General features: G+C 58.6%; 41 protein-coding genes. All 41 read right to left on the bottom strand.

Annotated features, from left to right (window positions below; translation table 11 throughout):
* Entirely contained in the window at positions 1-552 is a 552-nt protein-coding gene (locus tag AC1U7K_RS02540) for a PilN domain-containing protein (protein WP_480249222.1), read from the bottom strand.
* Positions 549-1640 carry a type IV pilus assembly protein PilM gene (pilM, locus tag AC1U7K_RS02535; RefSeq protein WP_480249221.1) on the bottom strand — a complete coding sequence of 364 codons (1092 nt, stop codon included), beginning with the start codon at positions 1638-1640 and terminating at the stop codon, positions 549-551. Before pilM ends, AC1U7K_RS02540 begins: the two co-directional genes overlap by 4 nt.
* A gap of 12 nt (positions 1641-1652) precedes the next feature.
* A complete protein-coding gene (locus AC1U7K_RS02530) occupies positions 1653-1856 on the bottom strand; it encodes a MerR family transcriptional regulator (protein ID WP_480249220.1) in 204 nt (67 codons plus the stop codon).
* Between the two features lie 314 nt (positions 1857-2170).
* The gene (rapZ, locus tag AC1U7K_RS02525) at positions 2171-3028 is read right to left on the bottom strand and encodes an RNase adapter RapZ (protein ID WP_480249245.1); all 858 of its coding nucleotides are present in this window, start codon (positions 3026-3028) and stop codon (positions 2171-2173) included.
* A gap of 15 nt (positions 3029-3043) precedes the next feature.
* Positions 3044-3568 (bottom strand): ribosome hibernation-promoting factor, HPF/YfiA family, encoded by a 525-nt coding sequence (hpf, locus tag AC1U7K_RS02520; protein WP_480249219.1) that lies wholly within the window; start codon positions 3566-3568, stop codon positions 3044-3046.
* 81 nt (positions 3569-3649) lie between these two features.
* The gene (rpoN, locus tag AC1U7K_RS02515) at positions 3650-5134 is read right to left on the bottom strand and encodes an RNA polymerase factor sigma-54 (RefSeq protein WP_480249218.1); all 1485 of its coding nucleotides are present in this window, start codon (positions 5132-5134) and stop codon (positions 3650-3652) included.
* A gap of 27 nt (positions 5135-5161) precedes the next feature.
* Positions 5162-5887: an LPS export ABC transporter ATP-binding protein gene (lptB, locus tag AC1U7K_RS02510; RefSeq protein WP_480249244.1), complete on the bottom strand. Its 726-nt coding sequence runs from the start codon at positions 5885-5887 to the stop codon at positions 5162-5164.
* A 53-nt stretch (positions 5888-5940) separates the two neighbouring features.
* On the bottom strand, positions 5941-6519 hold the full coding sequence (locus AC1U7K_RS02505) for an LptA/OstA family protein (RefSeq protein WP_480249243.1): 579 nt from the start codon (positions 6517-6519) through the stop codon (positions 5941-5943).
* Positions 6488-7054 (bottom strand): LPS export ABC transporter periplasmic protein LptC, encoded by a 567-nt coding sequence (gene lptC, locus AC1U7K_RS02500; RefSeq protein WP_480249217.1) that lies wholly within the window; start codon positions 7052-7054, stop codon positions 6488-6490. Before lptC ends, AC1U7K_RS02505 begins: the two co-directional genes overlap by 32 nt.
* Before the next feature lie 158 nt (positions 7055-7212).
* Entirely contained in the window at positions 7213-7650 is a 438-nt protein-coding gene (gene rplQ, locus AC1U7K_RS02495; RefSeq protein ID WP_480249216.1) for a 50S ribosomal protein L17, read from the bottom strand.
* Positions 7651-7660: 10 nt separating this feature from the next.
* Positions 7661-8665, bottom strand: a complete 1005-nt coding sequence (locus AC1U7K_RS02490) for a DNA-directed RNA polymerase subunit alpha (RefSeq protein WP_480249215.1) — start codon at positions 8663-8665, stop codon at positions 7661-7663.
* Between the two features lie 59 nt (positions 8666-8724).
* A complete protein-coding gene (rpsD, locus tag AC1U7K_RS02485; protein ID WP_480249214.1) occupies positions 8725-9351 on the bottom strand; it encodes a 30S ribosomal protein S4 in 627 nt (208 codons plus the stop codon).
* 80 nt (positions 9352-9431) lie between these two features.
* Complete coding sequence (rpsK, locus tag AC1U7K_RS02480; protein ID WP_480249213.1) at positions 9432-9815, bottom strand: 30S ribosomal protein S11; 384 nt, start codon at positions 9813-9815, stop codon at positions 9432-9434.
* Positions 9816-9835: 20 nt separating this feature from the next.
* Complete coding sequence (gene rpsM, locus AC1U7K_RS02475) at positions 9836-10216, bottom strand: 30S ribosomal protein S13 (RefSeq protein ID WP_480249212.1); 381 nt, start codon at positions 10214-10216, stop codon at positions 9836-9838.
* 107 nt (positions 10217-10323) lie between these two features.
* A complete protein-coding gene (rpmJ, locus tag AC1U7K_RS02470) occupies positions 10324-10437 on the bottom strand; it encodes a 50S ribosomal protein L36 (protein ID WP_480249211.1) in 114 nt (37 codons plus the stop codon).
* A 34-nt stretch (positions 10438-10471) separates the two neighbouring features.
* Positions 10472-10690, bottom strand: coding sequence for a translation initiation factor IF-1 (infA, locus tag AC1U7K_RS02465; RefSeq protein WP_447979910.1), 219 nt, complete (start codon positions 10688-10690; stop codon positions 10472-10474).
* Positions 10691-10716: 26 nt separating this feature from the next.
* Entirely contained in the window at positions 10717-11493 is a 777-nt protein-coding gene (map, locus tag AC1U7K_RS02460; RefSeq protein WP_480249210.1) for a type I methionyl aminopeptidase, read from the bottom strand.
* Positions 11490-12146 carry an adenylate kinase gene (locus AC1U7K_RS02455; protein ID WP_480249209.1) on the bottom strand — a complete coding sequence of 219 codons (657 nt, stop codon included), beginning with the start codon at positions 12144-12146 and terminating at the stop codon, positions 11490-11492. Before AC1U7K_RS02455 ends, map begins: the two co-directional genes overlap by 4 nt.
* A 3-nt stretch (positions 12147-12149) precedes the next feature.
* Entirely contained in the window at positions 12150-13463 is a 1314-nt protein-coding gene (secY, locus tag AC1U7K_RS02450) for a preprotein translocase subunit SecY (RefSeq protein ID WP_480249208.1), read from the bottom strand.
* Complete coding sequence (gene rplO, locus AC1U7K_RS02445) at positions 13456-13902, bottom strand: 50S ribosomal protein L15 (RefSeq protein WP_480249207.1); 447 nt, start codon at positions 13900-13902, stop codon at positions 13456-13458. The genes secY and rplO overlap by 8 nt, the downstream gene beginning before the upstream one ends.
* Complete coding sequence (gene rpmD, locus AC1U7K_RS02440) at positions 13899-14099, bottom strand: 50S ribosomal protein L30 (RefSeq protein ID WP_480249206.1); 201 nt, start codon at positions 14097-14099, stop codon at positions 13899-13901. Before rpmD ends, rplO begins: the two co-directional genes overlap by 4 nt.
* Before the next feature lie 3 nt (positions 14100-14102).
* Positions 14103-14597: a 30S ribosomal protein S5 gene (gene rpsE / locus AC1U7K_RS02435; RefSeq protein WP_480249205.1), complete on the bottom strand. Its 495-nt coding sequence runs from the start codon at positions 14595-14597 to the stop codon at positions 14103-14105.
* A gap of 85 nt (positions 14598-14682) precedes the next feature.
* Positions 14683-15048: a 50S ribosomal protein L18 gene (rplR, locus tag AC1U7K_RS02430; RefSeq protein WP_480249204.1), complete on the bottom strand. Its 366-nt coding sequence runs from the start codon at positions 15046-15048 to the stop codon at positions 14683-14685.
* 6 nt (positions 15049-15054) lie between these two features.
* Positions 15055-15591 carry a 50S ribosomal protein L6 gene (gene rplF / locus AC1U7K_RS02425; protein WP_480249203.1) on the bottom strand — a complete coding sequence of 179 codons (537 nt, stop codon included), beginning with the start codon at positions 15589-15591 and terminating at the stop codon, positions 15055-15057.
* A 48-nt stretch (positions 15592-15639) separates the two neighbouring features.
* Positions 15640-16035, bottom strand: coding sequence for a 30S ribosomal protein S8 (gene rpsH, locus AC1U7K_RS02420; RefSeq protein WP_480249202.1), 396 nt, complete (start codon positions 16033-16035; stop codon positions 15640-15642).
* A gap of 53 nt (positions 16036-16088) precedes the next feature.
* Positions 16089-16274: a type Z 30S ribosomal protein S14 gene (locus AC1U7K_RS02415; protein WP_480249201.1), complete on the bottom strand. Its 186-nt coding sequence runs from the start codon at positions 16272-16274 to the stop codon at positions 16089-16091.
* Between the two features lie 29 nt (positions 16275-16303).
* On the bottom strand, positions 16304-16984 hold the full coding sequence (gene rplE, locus AC1U7K_RS02410; protein WP_480249200.1) for a 50S ribosomal protein L5: 681 nt from the start codon (positions 16982-16984) through the stop codon (positions 16304-16306).
* 12 nt (positions 16985-16996) lie between these two features.
* The gene (rplX, locus tag AC1U7K_RS02405) at positions 16997-17338 is read right to left on the bottom strand and encodes a 50S ribosomal protein L24 (RefSeq protein ID WP_480249199.1); all 342 of its coding nucleotides are present in this window, start codon (positions 17336-17338) and stop codon (positions 16997-16999) included.
* Positions 17339-17358: 20 nt separating this feature from the next.
* On the bottom strand, positions 17359-17727 hold the full coding sequence (gene rplN / locus AC1U7K_RS02400; RefSeq protein WP_480249198.1) for a 50S ribosomal protein L14: 369 nt from the start codon (positions 17725-17727) through the stop codon (positions 17359-17361).
* A 58-nt stretch (positions 17728-17785) separates the two neighbouring features.
* Positions 17786-18055: a 30S ribosomal protein S17 gene (rpsQ, locus tag AC1U7K_RS02395; protein ID WP_480249197.1), complete on the bottom strand. Its 270-nt coding sequence runs from the start codon at positions 18053-18055 to the stop codon at positions 17786-17788.
* A complete protein-coding gene (rpmC, locus tag AC1U7K_RS02390) occupies positions 18052-18261 on the bottom strand; it encodes a 50S ribosomal protein L29 (protein WP_480249196.1) in 210 nt (69 codons plus the stop codon). Before rpmC ends, rpsQ begins: the two co-directional genes overlap by 4 nt.
* Positions 18262-18281: 20 nt before the next feature.
* Positions 18282-18695: a 50S ribosomal protein L16 gene (rplP, locus tag AC1U7K_RS02385; RefSeq protein ID WP_480249195.1), complete on the bottom strand. Its 414-nt coding sequence runs from the start codon at positions 18693-18695 to the stop codon at positions 18282-18284.
* Positions 18696-18730: 35 nt separating this feature from the next.
* A complete protein-coding gene (rpsC, locus tag AC1U7K_RS02380; protein ID WP_480249194.1) occupies positions 18731-19396 on the bottom strand; it encodes a 30S ribosomal protein S3 in 666 nt (221 codons plus the stop codon).
* Positions 19397-19422: 26 nt separating this feature from the next.
* Positions 19423-19776 (bottom strand): 50S ribosomal protein L22, encoded by a 354-nt coding sequence (rplV, locus tag AC1U7K_RS02375; protein ID WP_480249193.1) that lies wholly within the window; start codon positions 19774-19776, stop codon positions 19423-19425.
* Between the two features lie 24 nt (positions 19777-19800).
* Entirely contained in the window at positions 19801-20088 is a 288-nt protein-coding gene (rpsS, locus tag AC1U7K_RS02370) for a 30S ribosomal protein S19 (protein ID WP_480249192.1), read from the bottom strand.
* A 15-nt stretch (positions 20089-20103) separates the two neighbouring features.
* Entirely contained in the window at positions 20104-20931 is an 828-nt protein-coding gene (gene rplB / locus AC1U7K_RS02365) for a 50S ribosomal protein L2 (protein ID WP_480249191.1), read from the bottom strand.
* A gap of 27 nt (positions 20932-20958) precedes the next feature.
* Positions 20959-21252: a 50S ribosomal protein L23 gene (locus tag AC1U7K_RS02360; protein WP_480249190.1), complete on the bottom strand. Its 294-nt coding sequence runs from the start codon at positions 21250-21252 to the stop codon at positions 20959-20961.
* Positions 21249-21872 carry a 50S ribosomal protein L4 gene (gene rplD / locus AC1U7K_RS02355; protein WP_480249189.1) on the bottom strand — a complete coding sequence of 208 codons (624 nt, stop codon included), beginning with the start codon at positions 21870-21872 and terminating at the stop codon, positions 21249-21251. Before rplD ends, AC1U7K_RS02360 begins: the two co-directional genes overlap by 4 nt.
* Positions 21873-21877: 5 nt before the next feature.
* A complete protein-coding gene (gene rplC / locus AC1U7K_RS02350; protein ID WP_480249188.1) occupies positions 21878-22501 on the bottom strand; it encodes a 50S ribosomal protein L3 in 624 nt (207 codons plus the stop codon).
* A gap of 187 nt (positions 22502-22688) precedes the next feature.
* A complete protein-coding gene (rpsJ, locus tag AC1U7K_RS02345; RefSeq protein ID WP_480249187.1) occupies positions 22689-23000 on the bottom strand; it encodes a 30S ribosomal protein S10 in 312 nt (103 codons plus the stop codon).
* A 152-nt stretch (positions 23001-23152) separates the two neighbouring features.
* Positions 23153-24358, bottom strand: coding sequence for an elongation factor Tu (gene tuf / locus AC1U7K_RS02340; RefSeq protein ID WP_480249176.1), 1206 nt, complete (start codon positions 24356-24358; stop codon positions 23153-23155).
* Positions 24359-24361 lie beyond the last annotated feature (3 nt).

The raw sequence follows: 24361 nt of genomic DNA, 5'->3' as shown, positions 1-24361 counted from the left end.
TCACACCTTCAACGTGAGGTTCAGCTTAAATTGGTACACGTTCAACTTGGCTTCCGTGCCCGACCGCGTTTCGATGAGCTTGATCGTCGAGAAGTAGTCGGCGCGGCGCAGATTGTTCACGAACTCCACCACGTCATCGTTGGTCAGCGCCTTCCCTTCGATTTCAATCGCCTGGCCTTTGATCGTCAGGCGGACGAGCCAGAGATTCAGGGGCTGAAGGCTCTGACTGACATAATCGAGGACGCGCACGGGCCCTGCACGTGAACGCTCCAGCTCATCGATGATGCGGTTCTTGTCTTCGAGCAGCTTTTTCTTCTGCTCGAAGTCCTGTACCTGCTTGACCTTGTCTTTCAACAACGCCAACTGCTTTTCTTTCTCCTGTTTCTCGGCTTGGCGCGTGTTCATCTCGTCGTCCAACATGTCGCCATAGAACAGCCAGCCGACGAGCACCAGGACGATGACACCGATCGCGGTGGCCACTTCGAGCCGCACATCCCATTGGCGCTTTCCGGCTCGAGCTCTCGGTGCGGGAAGAAGATTAATCCTGATCATCGGTCACCAATGGTTCGGAGTGCGAGGCCAACCCCGACGGCGGCCATCGGCGCAAGTGCCGCCAGCTCCGTCTCGTCCAAGCCCGACTCGCTGGTATCGACGTTGCGGAAAGGGTTCGCAAGTTCGACGGGGATATTCATCCGATCACTCAGTTGATTGGCGAGCCCCGCCACCTTTGCGCAGCCGCCGGACAGGACGATCTTGGAGATCTCGCCTGCCGCCACCGTGGTCTTGAAGTAATCGATCGACTTGGCAATCTCGGACGCGATCTCGGCATTGACGCCATCCAACACCGTGGTAACGGTTTCGGCATCGGCCGAGAGGGGATCGTGCTTCTTCTTGATCCCTTCGGCTTCATCGAACGACACACCGAGCTCGCGCTGGATGGCTTCCGAATAGCCGCTCCCCCCGACGGCGATGTCCCGTGTGAAGAGTGAGCTGCCGCCCTTCAGAATATTGATGTTCATGACGCTCGCCCCGACGTTGACGAGCGCGATGATGTCGTCGGGCCCCGTGTCGTAGTTGAGGCCGTACATATTTTCAACGGCGAAGGCATCCACATCAAGTACCGACGGCGTCAAGCCTGCTCCACGAACCAGTTCGGTCAGTTCATTGATCTTGTCCTTCTTCGCGGCGACCAGCAGAACCGACATCTGAGCCTGGCCGTCGTCGGCTTGTTCGGCGGCATTCAGCACGTGGTAATCCAGATTCACTTCATTGAGATCGAATGGGATGTACTGTTCGGCCGCCACCTTGATCTCCGTCTCGAGCTCCTCATCGCTCATGACGGGGAGCGTGATCTTCTTCACGATCACGGAGTGCCCGGATACAGAGATCGCGACATTTTTGACCTTCGTGTTCAGCTCGCTCACCAATTCCTTGATCGCCGTCACGACCCGCCCCGCGTCCATCACGGTGCCGTCCACGATCACTTCCGGCTCCAGCGGTTTCATCCCGAACTTCTGCAGGACGTACTTCCCCTTCTGTTCCTTCATCTGCACGAGTTTGATCGCACTGGAGCCGATGTCCAGCCCCAAGAGCTGTTTGTTTCGACCCAACAAGTTGCCGAAATTTAGGGTAAAATTCATACGCCGCTCTGGTTACGCACCGTTCTTGCCCCGAATGAGTTGCGTGATCTCCTTGATGTTCTGCGCGGTATAGATCCGCCAGTTCCGCCAGTCGCGGGGAGGCCCGGAGATCAATCCCTCTCGTTCCCATCGAAAAAGGGTCGCCCGTGAGACGTTGAACAGTTTGCACACTTCATACGTCTTGTATCGCTTCTTCGTATCTTCCAAAACCCTCACGGATCAGACCTTCTAAGTTATTGTATTTATGTATAAATTGTGACCTGTGCTAAGTATAGTCAATATATTAGGCCTGTCAAGTAAACGGGGAGATTCTTGCAAAGGCGCCCGCAACGATGGCCGTTTTGGACGGTCAAGTAGCGCGCCTCCGGAGCAAGAGCAGGTCTCATGAGCTCGTTGCTCGGGGCTCGCAGGTACCCGTCAAGACCCGTTAGCAAAGGTCAGAGCGTACGGATCGGCAATTACTTGCCAGCTGCTTGGGACAACAAAGTGTTTAGGAGACGTTTGTGACGGGATGGCGGGCTGTCGAAGGCCTAGGACCGATGGACGTCCCGGTTTCGCACTGCGACGTCGTAGCCGAGGGAGGCAAAGGACGACTGAAGCATCGATGCGATCGCGACCGAGCGATGGCGGCCCCCAGTGCAGCCGATTGCAATGGTGAGGTAACTGCGCCGCTCTTGCTCGTAGAGGGGAACCAAAAAGCGCAGCAGGGATTCGAGATGGTCCAGCAAGGGCTTGGTATTGGGGTCATTGAGAATGTATTGCTGGACGCGCGGATCTTCACCGGTCAGCGGCTTGAGATCGGGTACGAAGTTCGGATTCTGCAAAAACCGCACATCGAACAACAGATCGATATCGTACGGCACGCCGAATTTGAACCCGAACGTCAGCAGAGAAATCGTCAGTTGATAGCCCTGTTGCTGCTCCACGTAATGCCGGCCGAGTAGATCCTTGAGCTCATGCACGGTGATATCGGACGTATCGATGATTCGGTCGGCCCGCTGGCGCAGTTCCATCAAGCGCTCCCGCTCCAACTTCACTCCTTCGAGGACGGGCGCGTGAGGCAGCAACGGATGCGGCCGCCTGGACTCGGAGAACCGGCGCACGAGAATTTCGTCCCGCGCCTCTAGGAACAACAATTCGACCGAGTACCCTTGTGACTTCAGCGTATCGAGGTTTCGGAAGAAATCTGAAAAGAAGCCGCGCTCACGAATATCCATGCCGAGTGCCACGTGCTGCACGTCCTTGCCGCGCTGAAGGCACAATTCGGCGAACTTGGGGAGCAAGACGGGCGGAAGGTTATCGACGCAAAAGAAGCCGAGATCTTCAAAACACTTGATCGCGTGCGTCTTCCCGGACCCCGACAACCCGCTGATGATGACGAGCCGCAGCGGTTGCATGGTCGATCAGGACATTTCCGGTTCGACGAGTTGGAGCGACCCGTCCTGTAACCGATGCAGAACCGCGAGGCGTTTCGTGGCTGCATCGGTAAAGACCACTAACGGATGTGGCTGCTCCCGCAACCGCCCGACCGCCTGTGCAAGGCTCAGCGTCGGTAACGGAACGCGGACCGTCCGAACTTCCTCTACAGTCGACGCCTCCGGCGGGCGGTCGATTTCAGGAAGCGCCCGAGGCACCCGCGGTTTCCGCTCCGTAAGCTTTTCCTTCCGCTTCACAATCTGCCGGCTGACCTTGTCGAACAACTGATCGATGGACGCATACATCTCGGTGGTCGAGACCTTGCTTTGAATGACGGCTCGATTCACGGGGACGACGACTTCCGCCGTGTGCCGATGTTTTTCGACGCTGAGAATCACCTGCACGTCGCCCATTCTCACTCCGTAACGATCAAGCCGCTTCACGCGTGTTTCGATCCGTCGCCGCAGCGCGGGAGTGATTTCGATGTGCCGACCGGTAATCATCGTTTGCATAAGGCGTCCTTCTAGATTCCCGAATCGCAGGCGCGCTCTCGCGCCCGCCCCTGCTTCACGAGGAAGGACCACACTGAGGCATCAGAAGAAGCGCTTTCGTTGGCTGGCAGAGGGGATATTCACTTCAGAACGATACTTCGCGACGGTACGGCGCGCGATCAAAATATTTTGGCTCCGCAGCCGAGCCGCAATCTCTTGGTCCTTGAGCGGATGTTGGGCATCCTCTTCAGCGACCATTTTCCTGATCATCTCCCGCACCGTCACGGAGGACAGCTCATCCTGGGTATGATCGGACCGCTGAATACCGGTATTGAAGAAATACTTCAGCTCGAGGATGCCTTGCGGGCAATACATATATTTGTTTGCCGTCACGCGGCTGATGGTGGATTCATGGAGCCCGATGTCGTCGGCAACTTGCTTGAGCACCAGCGGCTTCAGGTATTGGACGCCTTTTTCGAAGAACTGTTCCTGAAATTTGATGATGCTGCCGACGACCTTGATGATCGTCTTGTTGCGCTGCTCGATGCTCCGGATAATCCATTGCGCACCCCTGAGCTTTTCCTCCAGATAGGCCTTGGTCGCATCCGTCGGCTGCTTCCCCGTGCCGAGTAACTGCTTATAGTACGGACTGATCCGCAATCGCGGCATCCCGTCGTCATTGAGCAAGACCACCCACTCTCCCTCGTTCTTGACGACGAAGACGTCCGGGACGATGACGTAGTTGTCGGGCTGGTAGTATGGTCGCCCCGGCTTTGGCTCGAGCGCTTCGATAATTTTGGCGGCCGCGAACACTTCCTCGGGGGTGACGTTGAGGACTTTCGCGATGCGGCTGTAATGCTTCTTTTCAAGATCCTTGAGATGATGCCGAACGATGCCCTCCACCAACGATCCCTTGAGCCGTATGCGACGACCATCTACCACGCCGACCGTGCGATCGAGCGACCCGAGTTGGATGAGGAGGCACTCCTCCAAGCTGCGAGCGGCGACACCGGGCGGGTCGAACGTCTGAATATGGTTCAGCACCGTTTCGACGTGTTCGGTTGACACCCCGGCTTCGGCTGCGATTTCCTCGAGCGGTGTCCGCAAGTAGCCATCGTCGTCGATGTTCCCAATAATCAGCCGCCCGATGGCTTTGTCGGCGTCGCTCAATCCCGACAATCCGAGCTGCCAGAGCAAATGGTCCTCGAGGCTCTGCGCCTTGACCACGGTTTGATCATAGGACGGGAACTCGTCTTGTGAGGAAGGCGGATATTCGGTATCGCCAACTCGGCGATCGCTATCGAAATAATCCTCCCAACTACTCGGGGATTGCTCTTCGGGATTGGCTTCCCGCTCCTCGGCGGACGGTTCCTCCGCGGAAGCTGTTTCCGGCTTTTCCTGATTCCATTCCTCGCCGGCCTCCTCGACGTCCGTCGGCAATTCTTCGAGGAGCGGATTTTCCATCAGATGTTGCGTCAACGTCTGCTGCAATTCGAGGCGGGACAGTTGCAGCAGCTTGATCGCCTGCTGCAACTGCGGCGTCATGATGAGTTTTTGACTGAGACGAAGATCTAAACGCAGTTTCATGCCGGTCCTCTGCTCGGAAGCGGTGGGCTACAGCCGGAACCGCTCGCCGAGATAAATCGCTCTCGCAGTAGAACTGTTGACGATCTGTTCGGGCGTCCCGGATTCGAGGATGCCGCCTTCGTTGATGATGTAGGCGCGATCCGTGATCGACAACGTCTCTTGCACGTTGTGGTCGGTAATCAAAATGCCGATTTGCTTCGCCTTCAGCCGGCCGATGATGTGCTGAATATCGCCGACGGCAATCGGATCGATCCCGGCGAACGGCTCGTCGAGCAGGAGAAAGCGCGGCTTGATGACAAGAGCGCGTGTAATTTCCAACCGTCGGCGCTCGCCGCCCGACAACGCATAGGCCTTGCTCTTGCGCAAGGCCGTCAGATCCAATTCCTTCAGCAACGCATCGAGCCGCAGCCCACGTTCTTCCTTCGAGAGGTCGAGCGTTTCAAGAATCGCCAGGATATTGTCCTCGACCGAGAGGCGCCGAAATACGGACGATTCCTGCGGCAAGTAGCCGATGCCGCATCGCGCTCGCCTGAACATCGGCAAGTTGGTGATGGTCTGCTCATTGAGGAGGATTTCCCCGGCGTCAGGCTGGCAGAGGCCAACCATCATATCGAAGATTGTCGTCTTCCCCGCGCCGTTTGGCCCCAACAGCCCGACGACTTCACCAGCCGCGACGTGGAGCGTGACTCCCTTGACGACCTCTCGCCCCTTGAAACTTTTCCGTAAGCCGCGCGCCTGCAGCCGATCGGTCACGGGCGGTGCGGCGACCGACGTCTCTTTGGACGGAGAGACCTCGCAGGTCTGGGTCACCGCGCTGCTCCTTCTTTATCGATCAACACGCGGGAGCCGCCCTCCACTACGCTTCGATCCTCGGCCAGATACATCGTGATCTTTTGCCCGGTGACCTTGGTTCCGTTCTGCCAGGCGATCGGATCGCCGGTCAGAACGATTTTTTCTTCCGCTCCATCATACACTGCTTTTTGACACGTTGCCTGGCCGTCAGCCTTGATAATCCTGACTTTGCCCGTCGCCTCAATGAGGCTCACGGCGCGATTCGACATCACGGGAAGGTCCGCCCCCTTAGCCTGCGGCTCACCCGGCTTTTTCTGAGTCTCGGTGCTCTTCGACGATGGCGCCGCTTGATCGGTCGGTTTAAAGAACACCACCATCACGTCCGACTTCACGATCAGCTCGCCCTTGGTCAAGACGACGGCTCCTTCAAAGATCGCCTTGTTTTCCTGGTTGCGCACAGTCATACGCTGTGAGGTAATGGTCGTCCTCTCATCCGCGCTCTTTGAGACCGGTGTATCGGCGAGCACGGGCGCTGCCGTCAGCAACACCGCGAGAGACCAGTTAGCGACCTTGAGTAAGCTCGACGTAGACATCATCGAGAATTTTGAATTCCTCGGATTCCAATTTGCCGATCAACCCCCGGCCTTTGACTTGGATGCCCTGCCCGACGATCGTGACCGGGTCGTTGGTGCTGACTTCGCCCCGCTCCTCTTGCCACATCAGATGATTGGTATAGATCGTGTACCCGTTTTGCAACTCGACGGGAATCGTACCGTCGCGGCGAACCAGGGTAAAATTCTTGGTGCCCGTATCGATCGTGCCCTCGTCACCTTTGAGCTTCAATTCCCAACCCTTTGCGCCATAGAGCGTGACTTCCACGTCCTCAAGGACGGCTCGGTGTTCGGCTTCGACCATATGGGCGCGCTGCGCTTGGACGTGCCACTGCACCGCCCCCCCTTTACTATGCATGAATGTAAATTCCTGGATCCCAGCGTCTTCATGCGCGAGGGTCGCTGACTTCTCCGACCGCGGGACGGATTCGGTGCGGGTGACGAGGAGATACAGGAGCGAAGCAGTTAACACGGCAGTGAGAACAAGAAGCGCACCACGAGTCCATGAGCGCCACATCAACCTGCTCAATCAAACGGTTACCTGACCACGCACGTCAGGCATGATACTAGCATAGGCCGAAAAGGCTGTAAACCGAGCGCCGTCCAACTTTGACAAGCTGAACGACGCTCGGAAGAGTCGGGGAATCGAAATGAGGAGACGTGTAAGAGAGCGAACTACTGGGCGGCGGGCGACGCCTCAGATTTCGTCGCCGATTTTTCAGGAGCAGTGGCGCCAGACCTCGTTTTTCCCGTTTCGCCTTTGACGACGAGTTCAATGGCGACCATCTCCGCAGCGTCGCCGATACGGCGGCGGGTCTTAATGATGCGCGTGTAGCCACCTTGACGGTCCCGAAACCGCCCCGCCACCTCGCTGAATAATTTCGCGACAACCGTCTTGCTTCGGAGAAACCCCAGCGCCCGACGACGAGCTGCGAGGTGCCCTTCCTTTCCCAGCGTGATCATCCGCTCAGTAAAACCGCGGACCTCTTTCGCCTTGGCTTCCGTCGTTTCAATCCGCTCATGTTCGAGCAGCGATGTCACTAAGTTACGAAAGAGGGCCCGGCGATGTTTGGTGTTTCGACCTAACTGACGGCCTTTTTCTCGATGACGCACGACACCCTCATCACGATTCGGATTTGGCTCCGCCCTGCCCGGCTTGGATCGTGTCGAGCTTGGTCCCGAGGCTCAACCCCATCTCGGCCAATATTTCTTTGATTTCGTTCAACGACTTTTTCCCGAAGTTCTTGGTCTTCAGCATCTCCATCTCGGACTTCTGGACGAGATCGGCGATCGTCTTGATGTTGGCATTCTTCAGGCAGTTCGCCGCGCGAACCGACAGCTCGAGCTCGTTCACGCTGCGAAACAGATTCTTGTTGATCGCGCTTTGCTCGTCCTCTTTGCGCTGATCGGGCTTGATCTCGCCCATACTCTCTGGGTGGATGAATATGTCCAGGTGCTCGCGCAGGATGCTGGCCGCCTCGGACAACGCGTCGGGCGGCGTCAAACTGCCGTCCGTCCAGATCTCCATCGTCAGTTTGTCATAATCGGTCATGCGTCCGACGCGGGCGTTCTCGACGTGAAAGTTGACCCGCTTAACCGGCGAGAAAATGGAGTCAACCGCCAAGACGCCGATCGGCAAACCTTCTTCCTTGTTCCGCTCCGCCGGAACGTACCCGCGCCCCGGTTTCACGACCATTTCCATGTCCAGCGTCGCTTCCTTATCGAGCGTCGCGATGTGGAGGTCCGGGTTCAGAATCGAGATATCGGCATCATGGATGATATCCGACGCCTTGGCTTCGCCGGGACCCTTCTTTCGCAGCCGGATCGTCTTTGCCTTATCGGTATGCAATTTAAATCGCAGGCTCTTGACGTTCAGAATGATGCCGGTGACATCCTCCGTGATACCGGGGATCGTGGAGAATTCATGCAAGACCCCTTCAATCCGAACGGTCGTGACCGCTGCGCCGGTCAGGGACGACAACAAGACGCGGCGAAGGGAATTGCCGATGGTCGTCCCAAATCCTCGTTCGAACGCCTCAGCCGTGAATTTCCCGTACACCGAGGATAATGTGTCTTTATCGACTTCGACCCTCATCGGGATCTGGAAGTCTTTCATCGCCTTGATCATGGTTCCCCCTTCGCCTCAGTCAGATGCAGCTCGGGCCGCCCGTGTTCAGGACGGGCCAGCTATCGTGAATAGAGCTCCACCACCATCTGCTCATTGACCGGCAAAGCAATGTCATCTTTGGTCGGAAGCGCACGGATCGTTCCTTTAAAGGCGGCCCGGTCCAGCTCCAACCAGTTCGGCATGCCGCGCCCATCCACCGCGTCGAGTGCCGCCTGAATCGGCAGCAGAGACCGGCTTCGCTCACGCACCTCGATGACGTCGTTTGCTTTGATCACCGTCGCCGGCACATCGACCTTCCGGCCGTTCAGAAGAATGTGTCCATGGTTGATGAGCTGACGCGCTTCTTTTCTCGACGCCGCGAAGCCGAGGCGATAGACGACGTTGTCGAGCCGGCATTCCAGCAGCTTCAGCAAGTGCTCGCCGGTCACCCCCGGCTTCCGCTCTGCGCGTCCGAAGATGCCGCGGAACTGTCGTTCTTGCAACCCGTAAATCCTCTTCAACTTCTGCTTTTCGCGGAGCTGCGCGCTATAGTCCGACAGCCGCTGACGCCCCTGTCCATGCTGACCGGGCGGGTAACTGCGACGCTCCACGGCACACTTTTCCGTCATGCAGCGAGAGCCTTTGAGGAAGAGCTTCACGCCCTCGCGCCGACACAACCGACAGACAGGACCTCGATACTTCGCCACGGAATTCCTCCTCGTTAATCGTCAGACGTTCTTCGTTAAACGTCAGGCGCGTCTTTCCGATTAACGTTTAACAATGAACGTCATACTCTTCTTCTCTTCGGGGGACGACAGCCGTTGTGCGGAATCGGGGTGACGTCCCGAATCAAGTTGATGCGGAGCCCCGCGCTCTGAAGCGACCGGATGGCCGATTCACGGCCCGACCCCGGGCCATTGACGTAGACGTCCACCTGCCGCATCCCGTACTCCATCGCCTTGCGTGCCGCAGCCTCTCCGGCTCGCTGTGCGGCGAACGGGGTACTCTTGCGGGATCCCTTGAACCCTTGATTCCCTGCACTCGCCCACACTACGGCATTGCCGCTCATGTCGGTGATCGTCACGATCGTGTTGTTGAAGGACGCCTGAATATGGGCGACCCCGCTTTGCACCAGCTTGCGTTCCTTCTTCTTTCCCTTCTTCACACTCATGATCTGTCCCTAGCTCCGTTCTATGCGCCGACCGGTTTTCTGGCCTTGCCCATGGCGGACCGTTTGCCTTTGCGCGTCCGTGCGTTCGTCTTCGTTCGTTGCCCGCGAACCGGCAAACCCTTCCGATGCCGGAGGCCGCGGTAGGTCCCGATGTCCACCAATCGCTTGATGTTCATCGTGACTTCTTTGCGCAGATCCCCTTCCACCTCATGGTCTCGGTCGATGATCTCGCGCAGCTTGACGATCTGATCCTCGCTCAGATCCTTGACGCGGACCGACAGATCGACACCCGCCTTCTCAAGGATGCGCTGCGAGGTTCGACGACCAATGCCGTAGATGTAGGTCAGGCCGACATCCACTCGCTTTTCTCTCGGCAAATCCACCCCGGCGATACGCGCCATGATTTGGGTCCTCCAAAAATTTTCTCTTTACTCACTCCCAGCGGCCGAGCGCATTGTCATCGTGCGCGGTGCGCGAGCACAAAACTCGCCCCCGCTATCGCGCCCTTCTACCCTTGGCGTTGTTTGTGCCGTGGATTGTCACACAATACGCGGACGACGCCGCGACGCCTGATGACCTTGCACTTCGAACAAATGGGCTTGACTGACGACTTAACTTTCATGTGTCCTTCCTGACGGACATTTTGATATGTGGTGCTACTTGAACCGATACGTGATCCGTCCCCGCGTCAAATCGTACGGAGACAGTTCGACCGTGACCTTGTCTCCCGGCAGAATCCGAATGAAGTGCATCCGCATCTTCCCAGAAATATGCGCGAGGATTTTGTGTCCATTGTCGAGTTGCACCCGAAACATCGCGTTCGGCAGCGTCTCGGCGACCGTTCCCTGGACTTCGATGACGTCTTCTTTGGCCATCAATACTTGTGGTGGTTAGAATCCTGTTAGGAGCATGTCGTCGCGATCAACTCCGGCACTTGGGTCAGAATTCGAGGAGGCCCGGACGCCTGAATGGCGATCGTATGCTCGAAGTGCGCCGAGAGACTTCCGTCCACCGTTACCGCAGTCCATCGATCCTCGAGCACACGCACGTCGCTCCGCCCCATATTGATCATCGGCTCGATCGCGAGCACCATGCCCTCCTGCAATCGCGGGCCCTGCCCCGGCTTCCCATAGTTCGGAACTTGCGGCTCCTCGTGCAACTGGCGCCCGATGCCATGGCCGACAAAATCGGTCACGACCGAAAAGCCGGCGGCCTCGGCACGCGCCTGTACGGCATGCGAGATATCCGACAAGCGATTGCCGACGACGGCCTTCGCAATTCCTGCATACAGCGCTTCCTCGGTCACGCGCAACAATTCCGCGACGCGCGGGCTGATCGTACCGACGGGCACGGTGATGGCGGAATCGCCGTAAAATCCGTCCACGATGGCACCGAGATCGAGGCCGACGATATCGCCCTCTTTCAACACCCGCTTGGACGGGATGCCGTGGACGACTTGATCGTTCACCGACACGCACAGCGTTTTCGGATAACTCCGATAGCCTTTGAACGCCGGCGTTCCGCCGCGGCTTCGAATGTATTCCTCGGCCAACCGATCGAGACGTTCCGTCGAGACGCCGGGCGCAACCTCTCGCTTGAGCATGGCGAGGGTTTCGGCCACAAGGCGTGACGCCTTCGCCATGATTTCGATTTCTTCAGGGGTCTTCAAAATGATCATGACATGTCATGTGCCGCAAAGAGCGCTTGCAACCGTTGCTGAACCTGCTCGATCCCCCCGACACCGTCCAATTCGGAGAGCAGGCCGCGCTCACGGTAATACGCGACGAGGGGAGCCGTTTGCTGCTCGTAGACGGTGAGCCTCGCCTCGACGGTTTCCCTCCGATCGTCGGTCCGTTGGATGAGGCCATTGCCACAGCGATCGCACGCCATGTCCTTCTTCGGCGGAGCGAACTCGACATGATACACCGCTTGGCACACAGGACAGCTCCGTCGGCCGGTCAGGCGTCTCACGATTTCGTTGCGGGGAACCGACACGTTGATGACGCGATCGAGCGGGGTTCCTTTCTCCCGCAGCACCTTGTCCAATTCCTGAGCCTGTGCGACCGTCCGTGGAAATCCATCGAGCAGAAAGCCCTTCGCCGTTTCGGGGTGGTTCAATTTTTCTTTCACCAACCCTATCACGACGGCATCGGGCACCAGTTTGCCCTGATCGATGCAGGCTTTGGCTTCGAGTCCCAACGGGGTCTTATTCCTGACCGCGTCGCGCAAAATATCGCCGGTCGAAATCTTGGGATACCCGTAGACGGACACGAGGTGATCCGCCTGCGTGCCCTTACCGACACCGGGAGGTCCCAAGAAGACAATCCGCACGTCTCACCCGCTTCGGCCCTTGAGCCGGCCTTTCGCCAAAAAGCCTTCATAGTTCCGCATCAGCATGTGGCTCTCGATTTGCTGTGCGGTATCGAGTCCCACCCCGATGACAATCAGCAATGACGTACCGCCGAAGTAAAACGGCACGTTCAGTTTATAAATAAGGATCTCGGGGATCACGCACACGATGGCCAGATAGATCGCGCCGACCAAGGTGATGCGCGTCAACACCTTATAGATATAGTCGGAGGTCCGCTGGCCTGGTCGGATTCCCGGGATAAAGCCACCGTACTTCTTCATGTTATCCGCCATGTCGACGGGGTTCAACACAACGGCGGTGTAGAAGAAGCAAAAGAAAATGATCAGGCCGACGTACAGGATCGTGTACAGTAACGAACCGGGAGCCAATTGCGCCCCAATCGATTGCACCCACGGGACCTGAATGAATCCGGCGATCGTGGCCGGAAACGCGATGATCGAGGACGCAAAGATCGGCGGGATCACGCCCGCCGTGTTGATCTTCAACGGAATATGCGTGCTCTGCCCACCATAGACCCGTCTCCCGATGACACGCTTCGCATACTGCACGGGAATCTTTCGGCGCCCGCTCTCCAAAAAGACGATGGCGGCCACCACGCCGAGCATCACGGCCGTCAGCGACAGCAGCAGGAGGAAACTCAGCTGCCCCACTTGATACAGGTCGTAGGTTTGGACCACCGCATTCGGCAGACGCGCGACAATGCCGGCAAAGATGATCAGGGAAATCCCGTTCCCGATGCCGCGCTCCGTAATCTGCTCCCCCAACCACATCAGGAAGGCGGTGCCGGCGGTCAGGGTGATCACCGTCATCAGCCGAAATCCCCAACCGGGATGCAGCACGAACGCGCCTTGATTCATACCCTCCAGTCCGACCGCGATCCCGAAGCCTTGGATCAGCGCAATCCCTATCGTCCCGTACCGGGTGTATTGGATGATTTTCTTGCGGCCGCGCTCACCCTCCTTCGCGAGTTTCGACAGATGCGGAATCACGACCGTCAGGAGCTGCAAAATAATCGACGCGCTGATGTACGGCATGATGCCGAGCGCGAAGATCGTCAGCCGCGAAAGCGCACCCCCGGAGAAGATATCGAGAAATCCGAGGAGGGCGCCTCCTTCCTTCTGCAGAAATTTCGCGAGCTCGTCGTTGTTGATGCCGGGGGTCGGGACATGCGCCCCGATTCTGTACACCGCCAGCATGAGCAGCGTGAACAGAATCCGGATACGCAGCTCGGGAATCTTGAAGATGTTTTGAAAACTCGTGACGAGGCGTTCAAACACCGGCGATAACCTCGGTGCGCCCCCCGGCCGCCCTGATTTTCTCCTCTGCTGATTTACTAAACTTGTGGGCCTGGACGATCATCGGCTTACTGATCTCTCCACTGCCAAGAATCTTGATCGGGAGAGTTTTCCGTTTGATCACCCCGGCCTCCACCAGCACTTGAGGGGTAATCTCATTGACGTCCAGCTTGGCAAGCGACTTCACGTTCACGACGCTATAGACAACCCGGAATGGGTTCGCAAACCCATGCTTCGGAATGCGGCGCGCGAGGGGCATTTGACCGCCTTCGAATCCCGGGCGTTTTCCGCCTCCGGATCGCGCGAGCAAGCCCTTATGACCTTTTGTGGCGGTCTTGCCGTGTCCCGACCCAGGTCCACGACCGATCCGTTTGCGTTTGCGATTCGCCCCGGGGGCCGGGGACAGTTCATGCAATCTCATGATGCTTTCACTTCCAGCAAATAACCGACCTTGTGAATCATGCCCCTGACTTGAGGCGTATCAGGTCGCACAACGCTGTCATGCATCTTTCTCAATCCGAGACCGCGCAAGACGAGGCGATGTTTTTGCGGCGTCCCGATCGGGCTCCGTTTGAGCGAAATCGACAATGCCTTCTGATTCGCCTTCCCTTGTGCCATCGCTTACCCCGCCTGCTCCAACCCGCTCCGCCGCACCCGTGTCACCTCGATGGGATCCCGCAACTGGCAGAGACCATCGATGGTCGCGCGCACGGTGTTGAACGGGTTTCCGCGGCCCAATGTCTTGGCAATAATGTTCTGCGCCCCGGCAAGCTCCACCACGGCGCGCACCGCCCCGCCGGCAATGATGCCGGTTCCCGGCGCGGCGGGCTTGAGCAACACGTGCTCTCCGCCGAACAGTCCATGGACTTGGTGGGGGATCGTTTGCTCCTTCAGCGGAATCCGGACCAGATGCTTCTTGGCCTGCTCGACGGCTTTGGAAATTGCGGCGGGCACCTCCGCAGCCTTACCCTTCCCGATCCCAACCCAGCCCTGGCCATCCCCCACGACGACGAGCGCACAAAAGTTGAAGCGCTTGCCGCCCTTCACGACCTTGGCCACACGGTTGATGTAGACGACCTTGTCTTTGAGACTCAGCTCTTCAGGATTAACTCTCACGTAAACTCCACAGCCAGGTTGAGGTTAAGGCGGAGGTTGAGGCTCGAATCGAAAATCTTAACCTGAACCTCGACCTCGGCCTTTGTCAGAATTTCAGGCCGCGCTCGCGCGAGCCTTCCGCCAGCGCCTTGATGCGTCCATGAAAGAGGCGACCACCTCGGTCAAAAACAACGGCTTCGATCTGCGCGGCCTTGGCCCGGTCGGCGAGGATCTGGCCGACCGTCTTTGCGGCTTCGATCGGCTTCTTGGCGGTCACCGATTGCCGCACCGCTTTGTCGAGCGTCGACGCCGACGCCAGCGTTTTCCCCGATGTGTCATCGACGATCTGCGCGTAGATGTGCTTCTTGCTTCGAAATACGGCGAGCCGCGGTCGTGAGGGCGCACCATAAATGTGGCGGCGGACGCGGCGTTTTCGTCGCTCGAGCTTTTCGGCCTTGTCGTTTCTTACCATAGTCGCCTATTTCCCGGTCTTGCCTTCCTTCTTCCGCAACACTTCGCCGGCATACCGAATTCCCTTCTGCTTGTAGACGTCGGGACGCTTGATGGCGCGGAGGTCAGCGGCCGTCTGTCCCACTTTGCGCTTGTCCACGCCCTTGATCGTGATGACGGTCTGCTTGTCGACTTTGGCTTCGACACCGGCCGGCAACTCATAGACGACGGGATGGGTATAGCCCACGTTCAGGCTCACGCTCTTCCCTTGCAACTGCGCCTTGTAGCCGACACCGGTGATCTCGAGGGTTTTCTCATACCCCTTCGTCACGCCGGTAATCATGTTGTTGATCTCGGCGCGTGTCAGGCCGTGGAGGGCTTTGACCTTGGGGTCTTCAGCCGAGCGATTCACTTGGACGTGGCCATCGACGACCGAGACGCTGATGCTGGGAACGAGCGCCCATTCAAGCCGCCCCATCGGGCCTTTGACCGCGACGGTCGTTCCGCTCGTACTGACTTCAACGCCCTTGGGAATTGGAATCGGCTTTCGTCCCACTCGTGACATTGTTGTTCCTTCTACTTCTCTTCTTGCATGTCAACCTGCAGCCGAGCACTACCAGACTTGGCACAGCACTTCACCGCCGAGTCCTGCGCGTCTCGATTCTTGATCCGTCATCACGCCCTTGGACGTGGAGACGATGGACAGCCCCATGCCGCTCAGTACTTGATTCAAGTTCCGCCGGCCGACGTAGACCCGCTTCCCCGGTTTGCTGACCCGTCGCAATGCCGTGATCACCGGCTGTCCTTCGCCGACGTATCGAAGTTGCACTCTGAGCACGGGGTGCGACTCGACCTCCTCGCGATCGTAGCCGCCGATGAACCCTTCGGCCTTCAGCACTCGGAGGATCTCCGCCTTGAGCCGGGAGGCGGGTACGGTGACGGTCGCATGACCGCGACTAAGACCGTTTTGAATACGCGTCAACATATCGGCAATAGGATCAGTCATCATGCTCAATCACCTAAAAAATGTGCCCCCGACAGACGGTGACTCGCAGGCAGGGCCTACCAGCTCGCCTTTCGCACTCCGGGGATCTCGCCCCGCAGGCTCAGAAACCGAAAACAGATGCGGCACAGGCGAAACCGCCGCAAAAACCCGCGCACCCGACCACAATTGGGACATCGGTTGTACTGACGGGTCGAAAACTTCGGCTTCGCCGCGGCCTTGTTTCGTAACGCTTTTCTTGACACTGGATTCTCCGTCTCCTGAACAGGCGTGCCTACGTCCGAAACGGCATGCCCATATGGCGAAGCAACGCCTTTCCTTCATCGTTGGTCTTCGCCGTTGTCACAATCGTGATGTCCATGCCATGAATGGATGCGACCGTGTCGTACTTGATCTCGGGGAATATCAACTGCTCTTTCAAGCCGAGCGTGTAGTTCCCCCGGCCATCGAAGGCCTTTGGCGAGACGCCCCGAAAATCCCGGATCCGGGGAAGCGCGATCGTCACCAGACGGTCAAAGAATTCGAACATGCGATCGCCGCGCAACGTGACTTTCGCGCCGATCGGCATGCCTTGCCGCAACTTGAAGCCGGCGATGGCCTTCTTCGCCTTGGTCACCACCGGGCGCTGCCCCGTGATCGTCCCGAGCTCGGCGGCGGCACTTTCCAGCAGCTTGACGTTCTGAATCGCTTCCCCCATTCCCACATTCAGGACGACGCGATCGACCTTGGGCACCTGCATCGGATTCTTGTAGCCGAACTCTTTCATCAACGCCGGCACGATCTGATTACGATACGTCAGTTTCAGACGGGGCGTGAGCTTTTCGTCCGGCTGTCGCTCTCGCCGTCCGCCGTCACCTTCCAACTCCTTTTTTGCAGCAACCGGCTCTTTCTTCGACTTGGCCGACTGTTTCTTCTCGGTCGGTTTGTCGCCTGCGGGTTTATCGGATTTGGCCATCTTGCGCAGTCCTTATGTCCGTTCAATCACTTCTTCACACTGCTTGCAGACTCGAACCCGCCGTCCATCCTCAAGCGCTTTGATACCAAGCCGAACGGGCTTATTGCAGTTGCCGCAGAGAAACATGACATTGGAAAGCGCGAGGGGCGCTTCGCGCTCGATGATGCCGCCCTGGCGAACCTTCTGATTGGGCTTGGTGTGGCGCTTGATCACGTTGAGCTTCTCGACCGTGACCTTGCCGTGGCGTGGATCGACCAGCAACACCTTGCCGGTTTTTCCTCGCTCACGCCCCGCGATCACCATGACGGTGTCGCCCTTCCTAATCTTCGACTTCGTCATGACCTGTGCGTGCATCGTCGTTCCAGTGTCCTCAGTTAGAGCACTTCGGGGGCCAGCGAGATGATTTTCATGAACTTCTTCCACCGCAACTCCCGAGCCACCGGGCCGAAAATGCGCGTTCCGATCGGCTCACCCTGCGCGTTGATGAGCACGCAGGCGTTACGGTCGAACTTGATGTACGAGCCATCTTCACGTCGAACGCTCTTCGTCGTGCGGACGATGACGGCCTTGCTCACATCGCCTTTTTTGACCGTCGCTTGAGGGATCGCCTCTTTCACCGCGACGACCACGATGTCGCCGAGCGAGCCATACCGACGCTTCGATCCGCCGAGCACGTGAAAGCACATCACTTGCTTGGCCCCTGAGTTGTCGGCGACGTCGAGATAACTATAATTCTGGATCATGATCTTCCTTGCTTACACTCGAACATCCGCGCCACGGATAATCGGCGCGCTGCGCACCTCAAGCTTCAGGCTGGCCGCGCTGCATGACTTGAACCACGCGCCAGTGCTTCTCCTTGCTGATCGGTCGAGTCTGGATCAGCTTCACACGATCCCCGATCTTGCACTTGTTGTCCTCGTCGTGGGCCTTTAACTTCGTCACACGCCGCATCACCTTGTGATAGACAGGGTGGCGGACAAACCGCTCGACCGCGACGACGACCGTCTTGTCCATCTTGTCGCTCACGACGTTGCCGAACCAATGCCGCCGCTTGTCCGATCCTTGACTCATGCCCCTGCCCCTCGATTCTCCGACAGTTTCTCTCGCAGGATGGTCTTGACCCGTGCCAAATCCCGGCGGGTCTGACGGATCTTCATCGGGTTTTCAATTCGCCCGGTCGCGAGCTGAAAGCGAAGATTGAACGTTTCCTGCTTGAGCTGGCGTTCTTTCTCGCTCAACTCGACTTCGGTCAGCCCGCGCAGATCTTTCACATCCATCGCAGTGTGTCCTTTTCCAATCAGAGAGCGCCGCGAACGACAAACTTCGTCGCCACGGGCAACTTATGCGCGGCCAGCCGCAACGCCTCTTGGGCCACTTCCTTCGTCACGCCGTCCATCTCATACAGGATGCGCCCCGGCTTGACGACCGCCACCCAGTATTCCGGATTCCCCTTGCCCTTACCCATACGAGTTTCAGCCGGCTTTTTCGTGATCGGCTTATCGGGAAAAATGCGCGTCCACACCTGGCCACCGCGCTTGACATGACGGGTAATCGCGATGCGGGCCGCCTCGATTTGGCGGCTCGTGACCCATCCCGGTTCGGTCGCCTTCAAACCAAACTCGCCAAGCGTGATCTGTCCGCCACGATACGCCTTGCCGCGCATCCGGCCTTTCTGCATCTTCCGAAATTTGACCTTCTTGGGTGCCAGCATTGCTCGTATCAGTCCTCGTTAAAAACCCGGCGGCGTTAGCCTCGCTGGAAGCCCCCGTCACTCTTCTCCGCGTGCGCGGGCATCGTCTCACCGCGATAGATCCAGGTCTTGACCCCAATTTGTCCCATCGTGGTATGCGCTTCGGCAAATCCGAAATCGATGTCGGCGCGCAGCGTGTGAAGCGGCACACGGCCCTCCCGGTACCACTCGGTCCGCGCGATTTCAGCGCCGCCGAGCCGACCCGCCACATTGATCCGGATACCCTGAGCCCCGAGCCGCAAAGCCGCCGCGATGCTGCGCTTCATCGCCCGACGAAAAGCCACCCGCTTCTCGAGTTGAACGGCGATGTTCTCGCTGACCAATTGCGCATCCAATTCAGGCTTCTTGATCTCCTTGACGGTAATATAGACCTGGCGCCCATACTGCCTTTCCAACGCGGCCTTCAGCTTATCGACCTCCGCGCCTTTGCGACCGATGATGATGCCCGGCCGGGCGGTATGGATGATCACGCGCGTCTGATCGCCGGATCGTTCGATTTCAACCTTCGACACCCCGGCATGGTAGAGCCGTTCCTTCACCATCTTGCGGATCGCGATGTCCTCGTGCAGCAGCTTCGCGAATTCCTTCCCGGCATACCACCGTGAACTCCATGGGCGGTTATACCCTAACCGATAGCCAACCGGATGTGTCTTCTGCCCCATACCGTTCCTGTCTGAAGAATGAAAAGTTATTTGCGGGCCGCCGCCTCGGCAGCTTCGACGATGACCGTAATGTGGCTGGTCCGCTTGTGAATGCTGGCAGCTCGCCCCATGGCTCGTGCGTGAAAGCGTTTGTACGTCGGCCCACAATCGACGTACGCCTTGGACACCCACATCGACTCGCTGTCGCCCAACTCTTTCTGCTCGGCATTCGCCACTGCGGAGCGCAGGACTTTTTCGACGACACGCGCCGCATTGCGCGGCGTGTACTTCAACATCGTCAGCGCCTCGGGCACCCGCTGGCCGCGGATCATGTCGATGATCGGTCGCGCCTTCCGGGGGGCGACCCGCACAAACCTGAGAATTGCCTTTGCCTCTGCCATCTCTTCCTCGTTAACGGCGTCGCGTCACTTCAGCGCGACCGCCTTCTCGGTTTTGGCCGCTCCATGGCCTTTGAAAAACCGCGTCGGCGCGAATTCCCCGAGCTTGTGACCCACCATGTTTTCGGTGACGAACACCGGGATGAACTTCTTGCCGTTATGGACGGCGATCGTGTTGCCGATCATCTCCGGGATGATCGTGGAGCGCCGAGACCAGGTCTTGATGATCTTGCGATCCTTCTGCTGATTCATCTGCTCGATCTTCTTCGCCAGGTGCTCATCGACGAATGCGCCTTTGGTGACTGAACGAGGCATACCTTCTCCGCTTGACTATTTCTTGCGTCGAGTGATGATGAACTTGTCCGTGGCCTTGTTCTTTCGCGTCTTGTAGCCCTTGGTCGGCAGCCCCCAGGGCGACACCGGATGCGGATTCCCCTGACCGGACTTCCCTTCGCCCCCGCCATGTGGATGATCCACCGGATTCATCACCACGCCGCGGACGTGCGGCCGTCGACCCAGCCATCGTGATCGCCCGGCTTTGCCGATCGACACGTTTTCATGATCCAAGTTTCCGACCTGACCGACGGTGGCCATGCATGTGGCGAGTATCCGGCGCATCTCCCCGGACTTCAAACGCACCTGCACGTAACCCTCTTCCCGTCCCATCACCTGGGCAAAGCCGCCCGCGCTTCGGATGAACTGCCCGCCCTTCCCCGGCTTGAGCTCGATATTATGGATCGTCGTGCCGAGCGGCATGTTCGCCAACGGCAAGGCATTGCCCGGCTTCACTTCGGCGGTCGGCCCGGCCTGCAAGGTATCGTTGACCTTCAACCCTTCCGGGGCAAGGATGTACCGCTTCTCGCCGTCGGCGTACGCCAACAGGGCGATACGGGCCGAGCGGTTCGGATCATATTCGATCGCCGTCACTCGGGCAGGCACGTTGACCTTGTCGCGCTTGAAATCAATGATTCGGTAGAGCCGCTTGTGCCCGCTCCCGCGAAAGCGTATCGTCATCCGGCCGTCGTTGTTTCGTCCGCCGGAGCGCGGGTGAAACTTCGTCAGGCTCTTCTCGGGCTCTTTTTCCGTGAGCGATTCGTGCGTGAGCACCACCATCGCGCGGCGGCCTGGAGATGTCGGTCGATACTGCTTGAGTCCCATTGCTTTCTACCTTCCCACTCTCACTTTTTACACCCCTTCGAACATCTCGAGCTTTTCGCCTTCTTTCAGCGTGACGATGGCTTTCTTCCAATCCGGCCGCTTCCCGGCGAATCGGCCCAGGCGTTTGGTCTTCCCCATGATGTTCATCACATTGACGCGCTCGACACGGACCTTCAATGCGGACTCAACCGCGCGCTTGATCTGAATCCGATTCGCGTCGCCACGCACGATGAAGCCGTACTTATTGCCGCTTTCACGCAGGCCGGTCAGCTTTTCGGTCAACAGGGGTTGCACGAGGACATCTTGTAGATCTTGGATCATGACCAGAGCTCCTGAATGCGGGAAAGCGTTCGTTCGGCTGTCAGCATGGCATCGTACCGGAGGACGTCATAGACGTTGAGCTTTTCCGGCGTCACGACTTTCACATTCGGCATATTTCTCGCCGCCCGCTCGACATTGTCGGCGCTCTCGTCGGCGACGATGAGCGTCTTCGCCGTGAGTCCGAGTTGAGCCAACGCCGCCGCCAGTAATTTCGTCTTCGGTTGGCCCAAGGCCAGCTCTTTCACGACCGTGAGCGCACCCTCAGCCGCCCGCGCTGACAACGCGCTCTGCAGCGCGCTCCGATATTGCTGTTTGGGCATGCTGTATCCATACCCGCGGGGTTTTGGGCCAAAGACGCTGCCGCCATGCCGCCAAATCGGCGATCGGATGGAACCCGCACGCGCGCGTCCCGTATGCTTCTGCTTCCACGGCTTCTTGCCCGAGCCGCTCACCTCGCCGCGCCGCAACGTCGATGCGGTGCCTTGTCGCTCGCACGCCTGTTGCATGACCACCGCCGCATGCACGACATGGGGGACCGGCTTGACGCCGAACAGGTGATCTTGGAGTTCGACGGATCCCACTTTTCGCTTCTGCAGATCGACGACGTCCACGGTCGGCATAAGACTTAACCCTTTTTCGACTTCCTGATGACGACAACACTGCCGTCGGCCCCGGGAACCGCACCGCTAATGAACAACAAGTTCTCATCCGGTCGGGCATCCATGACCTTCAAGCGTTGCACCGTCACTCGCTCACTCCCCATGTGGCCGGGGAGCGTCTTGTTCTTCCACACGCGCGACGGAAAGGAGCTGCTGCCGATTGAACCCGGGGCGCGGTGGAACATCGATCCGTGCGTTTCCGGGCCGCCACGGTAATGGTGACGCTTCACCACACCCTGATACCCTTTGCCTTTGGAAGTACCCTCGACATCCACGAACTCGCCCTTCTGAAAGACATCCGCCTTGAGCACCTGGCCAAGCTGCACGTCCCCGAGCTTCTTGAACTCCTTCAAGTGCCGGCTGGCAGGAACATTGGCCCCCTTAAGGTGGCCCAACTCAGCCTTTGACAGCTTCCGAGCGGTCACCTCCTGGAAGGCCAACTGCACCGCTTCGTACCCATCCTTGTCCTTGGTTCGGATCGTCGCGACACGGCATGGCCCAGCTTCGATTACGGTGACCGGGGTAAGACGCCCCGCGTCATCGAAGAGCTGAGTCATACCAAGTTTTCTACCAAGCAATCCGTTTGTCATTTTGAGTCTTTCAAAAGGGAGATGCGCAAAATGGACGCCCAGCGAGGCCGCAGGCGAAGAAAGCACCAGCGGCGTACCGGAGTCTCACCCGCTCAGCCCTGATCCGGCCAAGACCGGCTCTTTCCCCTGGGTACGTTGAGGATGCTTCGAACCGAGAACGAAGCCGGAGGCCATTTTCAGCATCTCCTTACAGTTTAATCTCCACGTCGACGCCGGCCGCGAGATTCAGTTTCATCAGCGCATCCATCGTTTCCGGGGTGGGCTCCATGATGTCGAGGAGTCGCTTGTGCGTGCGAATTTCAAATTGCTCACGGGATTTCTTGTCCACGTGCGTCGAGCGCTGCACGGTAAATTTCTCGACTCGTGTGGGCAATGGAATTGGACCGGCAATTTTTGCACCGCTCCGCTTGACCGTTTCGACGATCTCGGCGACGGACTGATCCAAGATTCGATAATCAAAACCCTTCAACCGAATGCGAATGCGCTGATCGACTTTCACAAGATCTCCTACTTTCCCACCCTTTACTTCTCCAACCAATTGAGCGGCGGGTGGCGCCGAACTGGGCGCCTAGCCGCGCGCAGCGTAAGGGCCCCCACTGGGGGATGGGTGGAGCGAGCACGGCTGGGCTGTTCGGCGACAGGACCCGCCACTCACGCCAGAATTTCCGTCACGATGCCGGAGCCCACGGTCTTGCCGCCCTCGCGCACCGCAAACCGCAACCCCTGATCCATCGCGATCGGCGAAATCAGCTCCGCCGTGATCGTCACGTTGTCCCCCGGCATCACCATCTCCACTCCCGGAGTCAACTGCACCACCCCCGTCACGTCCGTCGTCCGGAAGTAGAACTGCGGCCGGTACCCGTTGAAGAACGGCGTGTGCCGCCCGCCCTCCTCCTTCGTCAACACGTAAATCTCCGCCTTGAACTTCGTGTGCGGCGTGATGCTCGCCGGCTTGGCCAGCACCATCCCCCGCTCCACGTCTTCCTTCTTCGTCCCCCGCAACAGCACCCCGATGTTGTCCCCCGCCTGCCCCTCATCGAGCACCTTGCGGAACATCTCCACCCCGGTCACCACCGTCTTGGCCGTCGGCCGCAACCCCACGATCTCCACTTCGTCGCCCACCTTCACGACCCCGCGCTCGCACCGCCCCGTCACCACCGTGCCCCGCCCGCTGATCGTAAAGACGTCCTCGATCGGCATCAAAAACGGCTTGTCCACCGCCCGCTGCGGCGTCGGAATGTACGTGTCGATCGCCTCCAACAGCTTCAGGATCGCCGGCACCCCGATCTCGCTCTGATCCCCTTCCATCGCCTTGGTCGCCGACCCCGTGATGATCGGAATCTTGTCTCCCGGAAACTCGTACTTGGTCAGCAGCTCCCGCACTTCCAGCTCCACCAGATCGAGCAACTCCTTGTCATCCACCTTGTCGGCCTTGTTCAGAAACACGACGATGTAGGGCACCCCCACCTGCCGCGCCAACAAAATATGCTCCCGCGTCTGCGGCATCGGCCCATCGGCCGCACTCACCACCAAGATCGCCCCGTCCATCTGCGCGGCGCCCGTGATCATGTTCTTCACATAATCCGCGTGCCCCGGGCAGTCCACGTGCGCGTAGTGCCGCTTGTCCGTCTCGTACTCGACGTGGCTGATCGCAATCGTCATGATCTTCGTCGCATCGCGCCGCCCCTGCGACTCACTGGCCTTCGCCACCTCGTCGTAGCTCACGAACTTCGCCATCCCCCGCTCGCTGCAGATCTTCGTCAGCGCGGACGTGAGCGTCGTCTTGCCGTGGTCCACGTGCCCGATCGTCCCAATATTCACGTGGGGCTTGCGTCGCTCAAACTTCGCCTTCGCCATACC

This window comes from Nitrospira sp. Vd2, from assembly GCF_979581665.1.
The sequence above is the reverse complement of the archived record's forward strand: the minus strand, read 5'-3'. Positions and strand labels throughout refer to the sequence as shown.